The 17,725-nt window shown below is 33.7% G+C and carries 12 protein-coding genes; 8 read left to right on the top strand and 4 right to left on the bottom strand.

What is annotated here, in order from left to right:
- Window positions 1-57 precede the first annotated feature (57 nt).
- A complete protein-coding gene (locus HHU12_RS24220) occupies window positions 58-1,317 on the top strand; it encodes a hypothetical protein (protein WP_169659320.1) in 1,260 nt (419 codons plus the stop codon).
- 1 nt (window position 1,318) lies between these two features.
- Entirely contained in the window at window positions 1,319-3,139 is a 1,821-nt protein-coding gene (locus HHU12_RS24215; protein WP_169659319.1) for a YncE family protein, read from the top strand.
- 230 nt (window positions 3,140-3,369) lie between these two features.
- On the opposite strand, the gene HHU12_RS24210 is transcribed toward HHU12_RS24215, so the two are convergent.
- Window positions 3,370-4,314 (bottom strand): hypothetical protein, encoded by a 945-nt coding sequence (locus HHU12_RS24210; RefSeq protein WP_169659318.1) that lies wholly within the window; start codon window positions 4,312-4,314, stop codon window positions 3,370-3,372.
- Between the two features lie 18 nt (window positions 4,315-4,332).
- The gene (locus HHU12_RS24205; protein WP_317170533.1) at window positions 4,333-5,607 is read right to left on the bottom strand and encodes an MBOAT family O-acyltransferase; all 1,275 of its coding nucleotides are present in this window, start codon (window positions 5,605-5,607) and stop codon (window positions 4,333-4,335) included.
- A 601-nt stretch (window positions 5,608-6,208) separates the two neighbouring features.
- Between HHU12_RS24205 and HHU12_RS24200 the strand changes: the two genes are divergently transcribed.
- The 4 genes from HHU12_RS24200 (at window position 6,209) to HHU12_RS24185 (ending at window position 10,586) form a co-directional block, all read left to right on the top strand.
- Window positions 6,209-7,762 (top strand): HEAT repeat domain-containing protein, encoded by a 1,554-nt coding sequence (locus tag HHU12_RS24200; RefSeq protein WP_169659316.1) that lies wholly within the window; start codon window positions 6,209-6,211, stop codon window positions 7,760-7,762.
- Between the two features lie 58 nt (window positions 7,763-7,820).
- A complete protein-coding gene (locus HHU12_RS24195) occupies window positions 7,821-8,027 on the top strand; it encodes a DUF2750 domain-containing protein (RefSeq protein ID WP_169659315.1) in 207 nt (68 codons plus the stop codon).
- On the top strand, window positions 8,024-8,401 hold the full coding sequence (locus tag HHU12_RS24190; protein WP_169659314.1) for a hypothetical protein: 378 nt from the start codon (window positions 8,024-8,026) through the stop codon (window positions 8,399-8,401). The genes HHU12_RS24195 and HHU12_RS24190 overlap by 4 nt, the downstream gene beginning before the upstream one ends.
- Window positions 8,402-8,750: 349 nt before the next feature.
- On the top strand, window positions 8,751-10,586 hold the full coding sequence (locus tag HHU12_RS24185) for an alpha-L-fucosidase (RefSeq protein WP_169659313.1): 1,836 nt from the start codon (window positions 8,751-8,753) through the stop codon (window positions 10,584-10,586).
- Between the two features lie 232 nt (window positions 10,587-10,818).
- Here HHU12_RS24185 and HHU12_RS24180 read toward each other — a convergent pair whose 3' ends face one another.
- Complete coding sequence (locus tag HHU12_RS24180) at window positions 10,819-12,336, bottom strand: sulfatase-like hydrolase/transferase (RefSeq protein ID WP_169659312.1); 1,518 nt, start codon at window positions 12,334-12,336, stop codon at window positions 10,819-10,821.
- A gap of 213 nt (window positions 12,337-12,549) precedes the next feature.
- Between HHU12_RS24180 and HHU12_RS24175 the strand changes: the two genes are divergently transcribed.
- Complete coding sequence (locus HHU12_RS24175) at window positions 12,550-15,405, top strand: PQQ-like beta-propeller repeat protein (protein WP_169659311.1); 2,856 nt, start codon at window positions 12,550-12,552, stop codon at window positions 15,403-15,405.
- 153 nt (window positions 15,406-15,558) lie between these two features.
- On the opposite strand, the gene HHU12_RS24170 is transcribed toward HHU12_RS24175, so the two are convergent.
- On the bottom strand, window positions 15,559-15,852 hold the full coding sequence (locus HHU12_RS24170) for a hypothetical protein (protein WP_169659310.1): 294 nt from the start codon (window positions 15,850-15,852) through the stop codon (window positions 15,559-15,561).
- A 461-nt stretch (window positions 15,853-16,313) separates the two neighbouring features.
- Here HHU12_RS24170 and HHU12_RS24165 point away from each other — a divergent pair, with 461 nt between their 5' ends.
- A complete protein-coding gene (locus HHU12_RS24165) occupies window positions 16,314-17,723 on the top strand; it encodes a CapA family protein (RefSeq protein WP_169659309.1) in 1,410 nt (469 codons plus the stop codon).
- The last annotated feature ends 2 nt before the right edge of the window (window positions 17,724-17,725 follow it).

Genomic DNA, 17,725 nt, shown 5'->3' with positions numbered 1-17,725 from the left:
CTATAACTTTTGTTTTACGACCCATAATTAGGGTATAAATATAGCTTATATTTTAATTTGTCTCAGTACTTAGCAAGAATTAAGTATTATAATAGAGGCGATAATTCAATTGAACATATTGAAGTTTTTTCTGAAGAATCAGATACAATTACTTTTACAGCCTACCATTATAAGGGCTTTCCTTCTACATCAATAGAAAGATTAGGTGAGAAGACTAAATTGACATGGGATAAATATGAAGGGGAGGATTTTCTTTCTTATATGATTTACAGAGGGTATGGGAGATCAGGAATTTATAGAGAACTCATTTTTGAAACAGATGATCCAAATACCCAAACTTGTATTGATAATGTACCTTACATTATTGGTAAGGACTATTATTATTATACAGAAATAAAAGTGAGGGGCTCTGATACAACCATTAAAGGACCACAAACTGAAGAAACACATCTAGGAAACTTATTTGAAGTGAGTAATTGGTTACATCAAAATAGTTATAAATACCTTTATCAGTGGGAAAAGAATACGATAATCAAAAGAGACATAAACGATCTAAGCATTTTATATCAGCATACTTTTGAAGCTAAAATAACAGGAGTCTATAAATACAATAAGCTCGAACATTATTTGTTGCTGTCTGAAAATTCCATTCGTGTTTTTGATGGAAGCCAAAATAAGGTGATTCAAGAGTTGCCTTTAAGACACTTTACAGCAAATCGTAATGTAGATGATATTTATGTTTTTGGGTTAGAAAATGGAGTTATTTATGCTACTTATTTAAATAAAGGAGAGATTCCTTATCAAAGATATGTTGCCTATTATAACCCTGTTGATGAAAGCTATACTGTAATAGAAGGAGGAGTAGGGATTCCTGTTGAAGCCTTTTTAGGGGAAGATACCGAGAATATTTATGTGGGAAACTTTGGATCTATAGGAACAGTAAAAATAAGAAAGGAAGATTTAGAGATTACTGCAAAGCATGAAAGAATTTTGAATTATGGAGGCAGAATACCAGTTTTTGTTTCTAAGAAAAATATAATTTTAACTGAACATGGTGTAGTGCATGATATAGAAACGTTAGCAGCTAAAGCGTATATAGGATCAGCTAGTGTAGCCACATTAACGTCCGATCAAGAAAAGTTAGTAATTCTAAGTGGAGACATTAGTATTCATGATTCGAATAACTACCAATTATTGCGAACGATTCCGATAGAAACGGATTATCATGATGGTAAGCAAACAGACATTTTTATCAATGAGGATGAAAGTAAAATTATAATTTGTACTGGTACAGTAACTCAAATAATTAGCCTTTAACATGAGATTTTTTTTAATATATACATTTCTTTTTGGTCTATTTTTTTCGTGTAAAGAAGCATCACTAATTGATGGAAGCAAGACCGGTTTTAAATGGATTGATGAACCCAATGCGATTTATTATTTGGATAGAGATCAGTCCAATAATACTTTTATAGTACAAATTCTCGCTGAGGATAATATCACACCTATAAAAAATGCAACGATCACTTTTGGTGGAGATCCGTCTATAATTATGTTTAATAACCCAGTTATTTCATCTGATAATAATGGCTTAGCAGTAGCAGAATTTACGGTATTAGATACCACATCTTCATTGACATTGAGTGTGAGTACACCACTGAACAATGCTGTATTATCAAAGACTATTGAGGTGCTATCTTCTTCAAAATCGATTATCTTACCAAGATACAATGCCAGCACTTATGCAAAAGAGCAGTATAATCAAACGAATGATGTATTGTCTGTTTTTGTGGGTGACAAATACAAAAATCCTTCGGCTAATATAGAAGTCAAGTACGAGGTAATAGAGGGAGATGCGATGTTGCGAGGCCAGAAAACAATTACAACTTTTACCAATAGAGACGGCTATACAGACGCTTTTCAATACTTTACAGGAGTGGAACGAAGTATAATCAGGGCTTCTACCATTGATGGTAATTCTACTGATTTTGAAATAAATAGTATTCATCCCATATCGTTGACTAGTGTTTCTCTTGAAAAGGGGGAAATGAAATTAGAATGGGAAAACATTCCCGAAGGAGTGAATTTTGAGATTCTCAGAAGGAATGATATTGATTACACTTATGATACGTTGAGGTTTGAAGGTGAAAGTACAACGGAGTTTATTGATGAAAATCTCAACAATGGAGTCAAATATGCTTACCGATTGGATTTAGTGTTAGGTGGTGGAGAAGAAGGGAGGTTAGAAGGTGAACTGACAGAGGAAATCAGATACGGTAATTATATATATCTAGGATACCGAATTACAGATATGATCTATGATGACACTAGAAACCTGATTTATGCCTGTAATGGAAATACACATGAAGTAATAATTACTGATTTGGATGGAGATGAAATAAAATATCTCTATGTGGGAGGAGCTCCAAATAGGCTAATGCTTACAGAGAACAAGTTGTATGTTGCTTTAAAAACAGGAGGAGCAATTGCAATTATTGATTTAGAAACTTATGCTATTGATAAAATAGATGTTTATGAAGATGTAGGTGATTATGAAATTATGGATATTGAGGTTTTGCCGAAGCATAATATGGCTTATTTGGTGTGTGGAGAAAGATCCAAATTATTCAAATTGGATCTCAATACTAAAGAAGTTTCAGAGCTGTATAACCCAAGGACATCCACTGAAATTATTTCAGATAATACTGATAGAATATACTTTTCAGCTTGGATTGATGGAAAATATTATACTGTAGTGTATAATGAGGAGGACAAAACGTATACTCAATATGGTGAAAGAGTTTCGATATCTTCAGTCTGTTTTAGTCCTTCTTATCAGTACATTTATTCTACATCACTACTTTCAAAGAACAATTTAGGGCTTGAAGAAATACAATCTTTTGGGGAAATGGAATCAATTTATTCAAAATTTCCCGGGGCATTCTCAGACGATGAAAACTATTTGTATTTAATAGAACGCCGAAGCATTAATCGTTTTAATTTAAATACTCTTCAGTTAGAACAACATGAAGACAGATATTATGGTGTACAGAAAATGTACGTTCTTAAAGATCAGTCAGAGTTTATAGTACTCATGAATAATGCAGAAATTCACAGGATTAAAAACCCATTTTTATAAGATCATGTTTGGATGAGGAATGAAGGAAAGGTGACCCGTTTTTTCTTCATTCTTCATTAAAAAATACAAAGCTCCCCCCTTAAATAATACCTCATCAAGAATTAATTAATGATTAATTAGTCTACCCTCTACATTTTTATATTAAGCACTTCAGCAAATAGATGAAGTTATACTTCCTAATAAAGAATGGGGTTTAAAATGAAGTATGACTTTAAATGTTTCGAGCAGATCTATTTAAAAGTTGAATCTCCCGATAAAGAAACGCTATTTTTGATATCTGTAATCAATAGACTTGTCCTTAAGTCAACTCCCATTTTCGTTAAATGATAAGGACTATTAAACATCAGTTCATTACCAAAAACATATCTGTCAGGAGAACCAATAATTTTAAAATTCGCCTTTTGAAATTCTTCTTTTACTTTCTGAATTCTTTCTGAACTGTTGTTGAAAGAAAGTGCTTGAATTGCAGGGTAGGAGAGGAAAAGTTGAGCACCTTTTTCGGTGATGTCTTTTTCAAAATTAAGGATAGCTTGTAGAATATCATGATTGTATTCAGAGGCATCTTTTATTTCAATGGGAGGAAAAGGGCGTTGTTCTAAACCCCAATGTGCATTAGCATCTCCAAATTGATTGAAGGAATGCACACTATATATTTCACTTTCAGTGTAAAATAAATAGTCAAAAATATTGAATTTGGAGAAAGCATAGGAAGGGATTGCTTTGATAAAATTTGGAATTTGCTCTCTATCCAATAATGTAATGTCAGCTTTATTAAGATCTAAAATTGTTGATGAAAGCTCTTTTGAGCAATCACTACTTTTGATATAAAACTGAGTGTATTCTGGTATTATAATGATAATATCGTTCTTTCTGATATACCTTTTGATACTTGCCAAATCATAGCGAAGGCCTATACTTTCTTTGATTCCCAAATTGAGGACGGGTAGCTGAAGAGTATTTTGAATCATCTGACTATTCAAACTAAAACTGAGGTTGGAACCGCCCACAAAAATGATTCTAGGAGAAGGGGTATTAATTAATAATTGATCTTTGGCAACTTTGGAGAACAACAAAGATTTAGAGGCTTTTGGGGTAGGAGGAAGAAAGATACCGATCACAATGACTGCCGTTAATAGCAATAAAAACTTGAAACTATTTTTTATAAAAGTATTCATGGTAACAGGTGAAATCCATTAAAATTGAAAGTAAATAAAATCTTGTGGCTCTCCTTTGTAAAGGGAAATTGTGCCAATGAGTAGGAGGTAGATTCCCCATCTGAGTTTTCTGCTTTTTACCCTATCTATTTGCTGGAGTGCAAAATTTTGATCTCTTCCTATCCATTCAACAACCCAGAAAATTAAGAGCAGAAGTGGTTTTACTTTACCTAAGATATTGAATAATAAATAAGGGAAATCCCATAATGTAGGAGAAAGAATACCTTGTATATAACCTAATGCAACATTGACAGACGGCGACCTAAAAAAGATCCATCCCAATACAATAAGACCAAATGTGCAACTAATTTGAAGAGCTTCTTTAAAGGAGGGAAGAAACCGATTTTCAGCTATTTTATTTAGGTGATTTCTATTTTTCTGTAGAAGTAATAAGGGAATGAAAAACAAGGCATTAATAAATCCCCAGAAAATAAAATTCCAATTACTTCCATGCCATAAACCGCTAATAAGAAATACAATAAAGACATTAAAAATTTGTTGGACTTTGACTACCCTATTTCCACCCAAAGGAAGATAAACATAATCTTTAAACCACGAGGTAAGCGAAATATGCCACCTTCTCCAAAACTCAGCTACGTCTCTGGAAAAATAGGGTGAATTAAAATTTTGCATCAAATCAAACCCAAATAAACGGGCTGTTCCTATAGCGATATCAGAATAACCCGAGAAATCACCATAGATTTGAAAGGCAAAAAAGACAGCTCCAAGTACCAGTAAACTTCCACTCATTTCAGTGTAATTATCGAAAACCTGATCTGCGAGCAAAGCACAATTATCAGCGATAACCACTTTTTTAAATAGCCCCCATAAAATCTGACGGAGACCATCGACCCCTTTGTGATATTCAAAGATTCTTTTCTTAGAAAACTGAGGTAATAAATGAGAAGCTCTTTCGATAGGGCCAGCAACAAGCTGAGGAAAGAAACTCACAAATGCAAAGAAGGAGATAGGGTCATGAGTAGGAGTAATTTTCCTTTTGTAAACGTCAATGGTATAACTTAGCGTTTGAAAGGTGTAGAAACTAATCCCTACAGGTAGAACGATATCTAAATGTTCAATCTTAAAATCCCTACCTAATAGAGTAAAAGCAGTGACAAAACTTTCAGCAAAGAAATTATAATATTTGAAGACAGCTAGTAAACCTAAGTTCACAAAAATACTTACAAGAAGTAATACCCTTCGTTGTGTTTGCTCTTTCGTTTTACCAAGTAAAAGACCAACGCTAAAATCCACACTTGAACTGAGAAAGAGGAGTCCTAGAAACCGATAATCCCACCAACCATAGAAAAAATAACTAGCAATCAAGAGAAGGCTGTTTTGTAGCCACAACTTTTGTTGGGCCACAAACCAATAAAGCACAAAAATTATTGGTAAAAAAATAGCAAACTCAATTGAATTAAAAGGCATTAAAAGTGTCTTTATGGAGAATGTTTGTATTTCACAAAATAAATTAAAATGTGAGAATATTCAAAAGCGGATAATTATAGCATTGCGTGTAGGCAATGGGGTTGCAATAAGTTTTGACCGTTCATACGGTACATAACTGGTCAAAATCACTGGTGTGGATGTTATGTTACCCGTACCTAAAGTTTTTATAGAAACCTTCTAAGTGTGGAGTGATTACATTCTTTCAAAGTTCAATATTATAAGGTGAAATAATAAGTCCTACTAAAACCTCTTTACACATTATTAATTGTAATATTTTTTACCTTTATGTTAAGGTTTAAGATATTTCTAACTAACAGGAAATATATAACAAAGCGAACATAGTAAAGCAATCTATAACACCATACCTATTGGGTTCTTTAAAGAATAGGATAAAGCTTAATAAAAAATGCAGGAAATCTGGAGATTATTAAAAATACTGGAGGAAAAGGAGAGAAATTGGTCTTTTTTACCAAAAAAGAAGCCTATCAATAAGATAAAAGCTCTTTCTAGGTTATCAGTGATAGGACATCCATCTTTAATAATTCATTTAATTTCTTACTTAAGAGAGGATTCAAGAGAAATCAGAATAGTAACTGTTCAAACAATAAAACAACTTTTTGAAAAGATTTCAGGGAAAAAAAACTATTATAATACACTGAGGTATTGCCCAATTACAGAAAAAGATATAGCATTCTATAAGAATGAGTTTGATCGAGATCATTTCATAGTTCTGATGAAAATCGCGTCACAGAATAGCAATGGATACATTAGAGAACAAGCACTTCGAGACTTGGGCAAGTTACGGGAACAAAATATATTACCATTTATCTTATTTAGATTAGCAGATTGGGTACCAAATATTAGAGTAGTAGCAAACGAGGCATTAAAAGGTTTGGTTGCCTCTGAATTTCACCAAGAACTGATTAACAATATATTACTTATCAAATGGTTGCAGATTGTAGGGAGAGTTGATCTTTCAGAGGTGTATGATTTTGTGATTAAGTTTTTGGTTGTTGATTGCCGAGAAAAAACCTTGGAAGTTTTTTCTACTATCAAGGATAAAGAAAGGCGAATTATTGCAACTGAACTATCAAAAGTAATTACTTCTGAAGAAGAAATTAAGTTATTACTATCTGACAAGCACTTCTTAATCAGATTATTGACTTTAAACCATTTTGAAATTCTTACTGAAAATCAAAAACAAACATTATTGGAAGATAGATCTTCTTTGGTAAGACATAATACTTTATATCACTTCAAAAATTCCAATAATTTTGAAAGCATTTTGAAAAACTATTTAGCTGATCGGTCAGGGAATATAAGGTACCTATCAAGGTTTTATTTGAAAGATACAGCTATTGATTTTAGAGAGTTTTATATTCAAAATTTGATCAATCATCATCAAGAAGTTGGATCAATGTTGGGGTTATTAGAAATAGAAGCAAAAGATTGTGTTGAGTATCTTACACAGTACTTGTCAAGTGATAAAATTAGGTTAGTAAAGCCCTGCTTTTATGTATTATCGATTTTGAACCCCAATGAAGTACTTGCTTTTGTTAAAGCAAACATATTCACCACACAAACAGGGGTGAAAAAACTAATTATTAATTTCATTGCTAATAGTCGAGATAAAGAATTGATAGCTTTTGTCAGGAATGCCTATCAAGATTTAAATGAAGAAAATAAATTATCAATTTTGGGAATGTTTAGTTTAATAGGTGGGTATACTTCTTTACCCGATTTAATGATTGGTACCATTGATGAAAAAGAGGTTGTAAGAAATCATGCAAAGTTGTGTATAAATAAATGGATACAGAAGGCTTCTACATTGTTTATTGAGCCAACAGGTGCTGAAAGAGATAGAATGGTTCAAACTTTTAATGATGTAAATGAATACCACAATGAAAATTTCGTTTTTAAAGAAAACCCTATGGATAGAGTAAAATTTTATATAAGATAAAAGTTTCAACTCTTCTAGTATTTCTATAATAGTTAATGTAATCACTTTCAAAAAAGTCATGTTCAAAGATTCACAAACGATAAACAGCAGACATAAAAAGTTCATCGAAACAGTATTTACAACTGGAAAAGTATATAGATTAATCAATCATGAAGGAGGTTTTGCAACATCCCGTTCAAATAATTACGGGGACGAAAATGGTGAATCAGTTAGGATGACCTGTTTTTGGTCTGATGTATCATTGGCAAACTACCTTCAAAAATGAAAAAGAAAATAAGTATTATAATAGCACTTACCTTGTTGTGTTTTTCTTGTTCAATTGATGAAAAAAATAAGACAGTAAAAACTGGAGAAAAGTTTAATGTTGGACTTTGTTCTTATGCAGTAGAAGGGTACGAAATCAAATTGATGAATGAAAATGCATTGAAAAAAGTAGCTCTTATTAGAAAAAGTATTGATGGTGGATTTTTACGAAAAGAGTGTTGTTGTGGTGTAGAGTTATGGAATTTTAAAGCAATAGGAAAGGGGAATGAAACTCTTATATTTAAGTATTTCAAATCTCACGGAGATTCACTTTTATTTCATTCAGGCTCATCCGAGATAATCAAATACTATATTGAAGTTACAGATGGTATCTAATTTTAAGCTTCACTTGACTAAACTTAGGAACTTGATTATAAAAAATCAATATCTTCACCCACATCAATACATTTTATCATCAACCAAAAATACCATTAGATAAAAGGTTTAGAATCTCAAAAATACAACAATAAACCAATTGATCATTTAGAGTAATTCAAGTTTATAATTGTTGATTTATAGGGGGTATTTTGCTCTTTTATATATCAAAACATACTCTATTCTATTGTAGATCAGTATTTATATAAAACTATAAATGAATGTAAGATTTGGGAGAAAAATTTAAATCTTAAACCTCTAAAATTGCAGTGTGATTATTTTATTAAATAGAAACTAAGATAACTTGAGTATGAAAAAGAATGCAATATTAGCCTTATTACTCTTTACTTCTCTTACCGTTCTAGGGCAGAAGAAGCAAAAGAAAATGAATGAGCTGTGGGGAGAAGAAAAAGAGAAAACAGAAGAAATTACACATAAAGAACACCAATGGTATAAAGAGGCAAAATTTGCGATGTTTATCCACTGGGGTTTATACGCTCAGCTAGCAGGTGAGTACCAAGGGCAACACTATTGGGGGATCAATGAGTGGATCATGAGAAGAGCAAAAATCGAATCTAAGGATTACGCAAAATTAGCAGACACTTTTAACCCTGTTAATTTTGATGCAGATGCAATTGCTCAATTGGCTGTAGACGCAGGTATGAAATACGTTGTAATTACGGCAAAGCATCATGAAGGTTTTGCATTGTTTGATTCAAAAGCGAGTGATTTTAATATCTCAAATACTCCTTATAAAAAAGACCTTATCAAGCAGTTGGCAAAAGCGTGTAAGAAGAAAGGTCTCCGTTTTGGCTTCTATTATTCTCAAATGTTGGACTGGAGCGAAAAAAACGGTTTTGGTAATGATTGGGAGTTTAACCCTGACGAGGCGGATGTTCAGAAATACATGAACGAAAAAGCACTTCCTCAAGTGAAAGAGTTGGTGACAAACTATGGTGACATTGGATGTATTTTCTTTGATACACCAGGTCCTATCAAGCATGAGCAGGTATTAGAGTTAAAAGCATTGGTAGAGAAATATCAACCCAACTGTTTAATCAATAGTAGAATTGGTCAAGGTTTAGGTGATTTCAAAACGTTAGGTGATAATGAAATACCTGAAGAGCCTGTTGATGGTCTTTGGGAATCGTGTGATACGCACAACAACACTTGGGCCTATAGTAAATTAGATTTCAACTGGAAAACACCTAAAGAAGTGGCGCACCGTTTAATCGATGTAATTTCTAAAGGTGGTAACTACTTATTCAATATCGGTCCTAAAGGTGACGGTTCAGTTCCTGAAGTTTCTGCAATGATTTTAAGAGAAACAGGTACATGGATTTCAAAATACAAAGAGGCTATTTACGGTACAGAATCAATGTATTTGGGAGGTCAGACTCAGTTTGCGGCTACGCAGAAAGGGAATAAAATGTATTTATTCATCAAGGATTGGCCGAAGGATAACAAAATCTATGTTCCTAAGTTCAACTCAAAAGTAGTGAACGCTTACTTTATGGATGATAAGTCTAAGGTATCAGTGACCAACTTGGAAGGTGCTACAATGATGAATTTGCCATTAAGAATGCCTGACCCTGTAGCTTCTGTGGTTGTGGTTGAGTTTGATGGGAAGCCAAATATCAATTCTGATAAAGTATTCAATACAGGTTTGACAACAAAATTATTGCCTCATGAAGCGGAGCTGACAGGCTGTTCTAAGAGGAAAATTAACTGGATGGAAATTTTCGGTGATTGGCATGCAGTTCCGATTATTGAGAAATGGGAAGGTAAAGGAAGTAAAGCGACTTGGGAAGTGAATGTACCGAAAGAAGGAATGTACATCGTAAAAATCAAGTACACTTCTAATGAAGATGCTGATATGCAGGAAGGTATTTTGAATATCAATGAGAAAGAGTACTTCTTCGTACCGACATTTAGCGGTGACAAAATGAAGATTGAAAATAAATTCGAGACTAGAACCATCAGAGTATTCAAAGATAGAAAACTTGGGGTCGTGAATTTTGACAAAACAGGAAAGCAAACGATCTCAGTGACATTGAATACTGATGACGCTTCAGGTTGGATCAATTTGGCTTCTATTACTTTCGAGCCAATCATTCCGGTAGAAAATCAAAGCATTTCAAACTAATAATTATATCATGATGATGTGACTACTTCGCTTAGATATAATTGTTAGATTCAACTGATCTATTGCTCGTTGTTATTGAAGTTATAGACAGGAAATACACCTATTGAAACACAAGTGAGATTATTTTTCACTTGTGTTTTTTTCTTAGGAATGTTTGAGTACTAGGACAAATAAAACGTAGACCCATAATTGAAATTATGGGCCTATCAAATAAATTCAACTTCTCATTGACCTAAAGCACATTACTACGTATCTGTTGATTTACTTTCTCAGCGTTTACAATACCATCTTTGGTACGAAGCCCATAATCCAGTAATTGAGAAGATAACTCAGAAATTATGTTTTTATACTGCTTTTCATCGTAAAGATTGATGGTTTCGGCAGGGTCTCTTTCCAAATCAAAGAACCAAGGTTTTTTCTGTTGTTCGTCGAATATCAGTTTATAACGATCTGTGACCGCAGCTACCCATCCATCAATTCTGACAAAAGTGATGTTTTCAAACTTTGATTCATCTCCATTTTTTAATAATTCACTGAAATCTCTGCCTTCAGTACTTGAAGGGTTGAAATTCTTAGTGCTTACGTTCATTAATGATAGAAAAGTGTCCATCCAATCGACAGTATTTACAGCATTATTGACCACAGTATTGCCTTTGATTTTCTTAGGGTAACGGATTAGAAATGGAATTTTGGCAGAGCTTTCATAAGGAGTACCTTTATTTTCGTGCCCTAATTCTCCCAGCATATCACCATGATCAGAGGTAAATACAATAATGGTGTTGTCAAGGATATCTGATTCTTCCAGCTTCTTAAATATTTTACCGATGTTATCGTCAATACACTTGACCATGCCGTGATATTGTGAGATATGTTTGATCAGTTTTGTAGAATCATAACCGACTTTAAAACGTTGTTTCTTTGTAACCCAACCAGGAAAAGACCCATTTCTAAGTGCAGAAGTAGAATAAGTATCTGGTAATTTAATATCCTTTGTAGCATACATTTTATTATAAGGTGCTCTTACAATATTTGGTGTATGAGGATCAGGTAAACTCAGAACACACATAAACGGATCATTTTGATGATTCTCAATAAATTCTAATGTTCTATCAGTAAGCCAATCCGTAGTATATGTTTTTTCATCGGCCGTTTTTACCACTTTAGCCGAACCCTCTTTGGGTATAAAAGGTGTGTCATCATCAAAAACAATTTTTTTCCAGTGCCCTCTGTTAAACATAAACTTGTGTTCCGCAAATCCATGATAAGCAGGATCAGGTTGCCACCCCGGTTTTGCATCATCTTTTGCTAAATGCCACTTGCCAATATACCCTGTGATATAGCCTTCATTATTGAGCACTTTAGCAATAGTGTTAGCATTTTTTTTAAGGCCTTTCCCATTTTTAGTAACACCTGTTGTTTGAGGGAAATTTCCTGTAAACATAGAAGCTCTAGAAGGAGCACAAGACGGAGTGGCACAATACATACTGTTTAAAATAGCACCTTCATTACCGATTCTATTAATATGAGGAGTAGAATACCCAGGTATTTCACCCCAAGGATCGGCCATTTCTTTCAACCCTTTTTTCTTCAATTGTTCCTTATAAGCACCAATAGTTCTGAAGTTATGTTCATCCGTGATAATCAGAATGAGATTGGGCTTTTGTTTCCCTTTTTTGCTTTGTGCTGTAGCAAAGGGTTTTATGCATATAAGCAACCCTAAAAGTAGGAGTGTGTTAATAAGTAGTTTCATATAAGTACTCTTTCATTAGAAATTTCATATCAATTTATGTTGAAGATGCAGATAAGCTGTGCCTGTTCGTATATATGGCGTATACCCCTAACAATACATTCTGAAAAACGAGCTTTAGACTTCAAAATGAAAGAAAAAGAGGGTAATTTCCGGGAAAAACTAAATTTTATCAAGTGATTTAATTGTATCTGGAATTACATTTAAAAAATTGACATGCACACATTAGGAGATAATAATGAAGAATTTAGCGACAGTACTAAACGAAATGAAAGAACAATGAATTACTTATACAAATTGCTATTCTTCTCCTTCATCTTTATGGGTGTGGTGATAGAAACAAATGCAAAGAGCATCAAAAGCATTGAAACAGGTTATACAATTACATTGGTCAGAGCTTCTGTGATTAGTGGGCAAAAACACATTGTAGCAAATTCATATGAAGGGACAATTTTATTGTATGCCTATGATGGTAAGAAGAAGTGGGAAAATAAACTATCTGGATTTACCAATCATGATGTATGGTGTGGAGACTTGAATAATGACGGCAATGATGAAATACTCACTGCAAATGCTGATGGTTATCTTTATTGTTTAGATCGAAAAGGGAAATTGAAATGGAAATTTAGATCAGGAGAAACTCCTTTGATCAGCGTTACTGTTCTCAATGGGAAAAAAGGTAAGTTTATCGCCACTGGCGGAATGGATAAAAACGTGTATTATCTCAGTATTGAAGGAGAAAAATTAGAGACTATCTCAGCTTACGATTATTCAGTTCAGAAAGGTTGGGGCAAGAATGGGAAAAGATACCCTAAAGAGCATGTACATACCACCAACTTTTTAAGAAAAGCACAATACGGTAATGAAGAAATATTGATTCATGCGGGAGCAATCAATCAGAATTCAACATCTGGAGCACTTTATTTTTTCAGAGCGAATGAAACAAAGCCATTTAAATCACTTATTCTAAAATCAAAAAGCCCAATTGGAGACTTAAAAGTAGAAGACATTGATGGAGATGGGTATGATGAAATTTATATGGGTTCTTCAGGTATGATTAAGAATTCATTTGTGCAAAAGGTTGATTTAAAAGATTTTTCAAAAACCATTTTTCACTTCAAAGACAATAAAAAAACACGCAAGTCAGGCAATGGATATAGGGTGCCTCAGACTGTGAGTATTGGAGAAGGAAAGGAGAAAAAGCTATTGACGCTCTTTGGTGAAAGAGTTCTTCTTTATGACACGAGTTTAACTGGAGAAGAGGTAGAGGTGATCGTAGGCCATTATTCGTTTAATGATTTTTGGAAAGAAGAGCATTCATTACTTTTAGCAAGTGCCCAAAGTGGAGGAAGCTGTATTCATATCCTACAGCTAAATGATCAATCATGGAAAAAAGATTTTGCGAATCTAGTTCCTGAAGGCAAAATCCAAAAGATATTGGACAACACGGCAGAGTTCAGAAAAGCAATACAATCTTTTGAACCTTCAAAATGGGATGGAAAAGGAGAGGATGTTTATTTTCTGACGGAAAAAGTAAATGAAGGGAATGCGCAGGTGATTAGAAAAATAAAACAAACGGATGCATCTCCATACTTCTTTAATTCAAAGCATCTTCCTCATGTAGAAAATTGGGACCGTTCAGATTTCGGAAATGATTTTTATGAAAAACGTAGAGATCAAAGAAAAAAATATACAAAAACGCAGCAACAGATGCTCGATCAAATCCTGCCACTTTACAATGATGCAAAAGGAATTGCGTATTGGGGAGGACATGGTAATGACCCTATGATGATCAGTTTGGATACAGAGAAAAAGATCATTGATGCTGGTGGAAAGGAAAAGAAAACGGTTATGATTTTTCCAGAATTGGAACACTATACTCCTGATTTTGAATATACACTGAATCATTTTTTGTATCCACTTGCGGAGTATTCACAAGGGAGAAACGCCAACATTTATGTAAGAACAAAACATACTTTCTGGCAGGGAATTATTTATTTGAAGATGTGGGATAAGTTGCTGTCTGGTGAATATGCAGACGTTTTTGTACCATCCATGGAAGAGACAACAGACAAAATGATGGATTTGAGTGTGGCTGGAAAACTGGGAATTTGGACAAGCGGAGCCACTAACAGCTGGGGTATCAGAGGAGCGAGGGACAATGCAAGTTACTTCAGACTTAGACAACATTCCCATCAGATGCTTCCTAATCACTTTTTAAGAAATTTGGTCTATGCAATAGCTAGTGGGGCGCAATATGTCAACAATTACGCAGTAGACCAGGAGTATATCAGTTTACTGTATGAAATGATCGAAAAAGGTGTTTTGTATGTTCCCAAAAAATCACAATTGGTAAGTATCAACCCAGTACACCTCAGCATGAAAGAGCCAGACAAAGACTATTTGGATGAAGGGAATAATCTTAAATGGACAACTTTTTATGATGAGGAATATGAAAAAGCAAACCCAAAGGTATTTTCAAGAATGAATGGCACTTGGCCTGCTGCACCTGTTAAATCCTATGACTTCTCTACTTACGCATCTGGGAATAAAGAAAGAAGAATAGATTTTATGCCCAAATATCACAATGGAGTAGTGTTGATCACTCCAGTGCAGGAAGGAAAATTTGCCGATAAGAATGCACCGAGAGGAAAATTAGAAGAGCATTTGCACCCCATGTACAAAGGACAGCTTCAAGAATTTATTACGGATGGAAAGAGTTACTTATCATCAGATGGTAAAAAGACCTACTCAGCAGATAGTGAATATTACAAACAAATCGAAAATGCGATCAAAGAAGGTGTAAAGTCTCTGCCTGTAAGAATAGAGAGTGGTGAAGTGGCATGGGTGGCGGTTCAAACTTCAGCCTCACATATTCGTCTTACTTTAATTGATAATGGATACATCAATCCAGATGATAGAATTGCGAAAGTAATTTTACAGAAAGAGGTGAAAGAAATAAAGGATATTGTCACTAATCAGACATTAAAATCAAATGGAAAAACCTTGGAAGTAAATGTTCCATGCGGACTTTTTAGATTTATAGATATTACATTGGAAGAGGAACTATAATGTCAAAATGAAGAAGACCGTTTTTTCTGTTTGTAATCAAAAATGAATCTGTTGGATTAAAAAAGGCTGTTTGTAGAGTGTAAGTTTACCATTCTCTACAAACAGCCTTTTTTTTGAAAAATTGAAAATAGATTGATGTCGTTCTAATAGAAATTAGAAAGAAATACAACCATTTTTGATATAGATCTTATCGCCTTGACTTACAGTCACCTTACCACATTTTGTATAGATAACTGCACTGCTAGCACCACCTTGAATAGTAACAGATCCTGTACGGCTACCATAGAAAGTGACTTTCTTTGTACTTCCAGCAATCTCTGCGTCAAAAGTATAATCATTAGAGTCATTGTTTTGGTATCTTACAGTAACTGCAGCATAGGCATGCAATGCAAAAGCTAGAATTGCTACAAAAATTGAAGTTGAAATAAGTTTGATTGCTTTCATCATAATTAGTTTAATGAGGCCGATGAAGCCCAAGTAATGTATATATTCATAAGCACTGCCCTACTCAAAAAAACAGCAGAATATAGGAATAATTTAAAATGAGTAGTAGAACGTTTTCTAAAGTGAAAAGAAAAAATGTTCTTGAAATTTATCATTAACCACTATCAAGTTTGCTTTTTAATGATAGTAAATTGGTATTTATTCTTAGTACAATAAGTTATTAGTTATACAATTTTCATTTCAATATTAGAGCATGGATTATTTATATCAAACTATAGCATCATTTAATTTTTGTGAGATATGTATTCTTCTAGTTTTTATTAGTAAAGTACAATCTCATTTTTCTTTTTATGTCGTAACACAAAATACAGTTATTTTCAGTTTTTAATAATAAACCTAAATCTTTACCTTAGCAATCGTAAAAAACGAAGGGCAACTAAAAGAAACTATTGTACTTTAAAGAAATGCTAAACAAACTCACCTTTTTATTATTGATAAGCTGTTTGTTTTCTTGTCAAAAGAAAGACGATAAACTGAAAATTGTACTTACCGGAGATGTACTTCTGGATAGGGGAGTAGCCTATAGAATGAGAATACATGGTGACAGTTTGTTGGTCAATGCCTTTAAGCCTTTTAAAGGGCAGGATTTTACGGTGATTAACCTGGAAGGGACCATTACAGCCACAGGACCGAAACAGAATGATCGCTATAATTTTAAATCAGATGAAAAATGTGCAGGCCTTTTGAAAGAGGCAGGGGTAACGCATGTTTCTATTGCCAATAATCATATTTATGACTTCGGTAAAGAAGGGTATGATAATACAATAAACGCTATAAAAAAGCATCAGTTCCAAGTGGTAGGGCATGAAAACAAGCCTTCAATCCTTGAAAAAGGAGGGAAACGCTGTGCAATATTGTCCGCTTCTTTATTGGAACATAATGAATTTTTAGCCATTTCATCTGTGGAGGAATTAAAGCAGAGTGTCCAAAAATTTGTAGCTCAACACGAAAATATACCGCTAATAGTGTATTTACATTGGGGGTATGAAATGCAGGCTGTTCCTCTACAATGGCAAAGGGAATTGGCGATGCAATTGATTGATTTGGGAGTTGACGCAATCGTTGGTCATCATCCTCATGTTACACAGACAATTGAATATATCAAAGACAAGCCCGTTATTTATAGCCTTGGAAACTTTGTGGCAGACCCTTATATGACGGATGCAAGGTCATCTTATGTGGTGGAATTGGAAATTGATCAAGAAATAGAAGCGGTAAAGCTTACGCCCGTTGCTATAAAGAATTGCTTCCCGAAAACGATGGCATTGAATGATCAAATGACCGCTTTAAAAAGGCATTTACGTTTTTCTAATGTGAGCTTGTATCATGATGATCAATATTGGAAACTAATGCAAACAAAGAATATCAACTTTTCAGAACCTACAGATATATGGATGATTTCAGAGAAAAATACAATTTCTATGCTAAAGAAATTCTCTGAAAAATCATACTTGCTCAAATTACAAAAGGGGGAGGTGATGACCAATGTGTTACAGCTTCATGGATCACTTTCTGAATACCATATTGCGGACATCAACAACGATGATCATCTTGATGTATTAATTGGTATTACAAAAAAAGTGAAATTTGATTCAACCCTTAAGAAAAGAGTAAATATTTATACTTATAAGGATAAAGCTTTGAAACCTTTATGGCTTGGAACAAAATTGGTCAATGATGTTGAATCCTTTGGGGTATTGAAAAAAAATGAGAAAAACTATCTCACCACTGTAGAAACACTGAATGAAAACGAGAAGGTAGAAAGGATCTATGAGTGGGATGATTTCGGGTTTGCATTAACTGAATTAAATTAAAT

This window comes from Flammeovirga aprica JL-4, from assembly GCF_012844305.1.
GTDB classification, from domain to species: Bacteria; Bacteroidota; Bacteroidia; order Cytophagales; family Flammeovirgaceae; genus Flammeovirga; species Flammeovirga aprica.
This window is presented reverse-complemented; position numbering and strand designations above follow the sequence as displayed.

Coding starts and splice junctions, on each gene's coding strand:
- HHU12_RS24215 (WP_169659319.1), top strand. CDS start 1,319: ATGAGATTTTTTTTAATATATACATTTCTTTTTGGTCTATTTTTTTCG.
- HHU12_RS24200 (WP_169659316.1), top strand. CDS start 6,209: ATGCAGGAAATCTGGAGATTATTAAAAATACTGGAGGAAAAGGAGAGA.
- HHU12_RS24170 (WP_169659310.1), bottom strand. CDS start 15,852: ATGATGAAAGCAATCAAACTTATTTCAACTTCAATTTTTGTAGCAATT.
- HHU12_RS24185 (WP_169659313.1), top strand. CDS start 8,751: ATGAAAAAGAATGCAATATTAGCCTTATTACTCTTTACTTCTCTTACC.
- HHU12_RS24195 (WP_169659315.1), top strand. CDS start 7,821: ATGTTCAAAGATTCACAAACGATAAACAGCAGACATAAAAAGTTCATC.
- HHU12_RS24165 (WP_169659309.1), top strand. CDS start 16,314: ATGCTAAACAAACTCACCTTTTTATTATTGATAAGCTGTTTGTTTTCT.
- HHU12_RS24180 (WP_169659312.1), bottom strand. CDS start 12,336: ATGAAACTACTTATTAACACACTCCTACTTTTAGGGTTGCTTATATGC.
- HHU12_RS24175 (WP_169659311.1), top strand. CDS start 12,550: ATGCACACATTAGGAGATAATAATGAAGAATTTAGCGACAGTACTAAA.
- HHU12_RS24190 (WP_169659314.1), top strand. CDS start 8,024: ATGAAAAAGAAAATAAGTATTATAATAGCACTTACCTTGTTGTGTTTT.
- HHU12_RS24210 (WP_169659318.1), bottom strand. CDS start 4,314: ATGAATACTTTTATAAAAAATAGTTTCAAGTTTTTATTGCTATTAACG.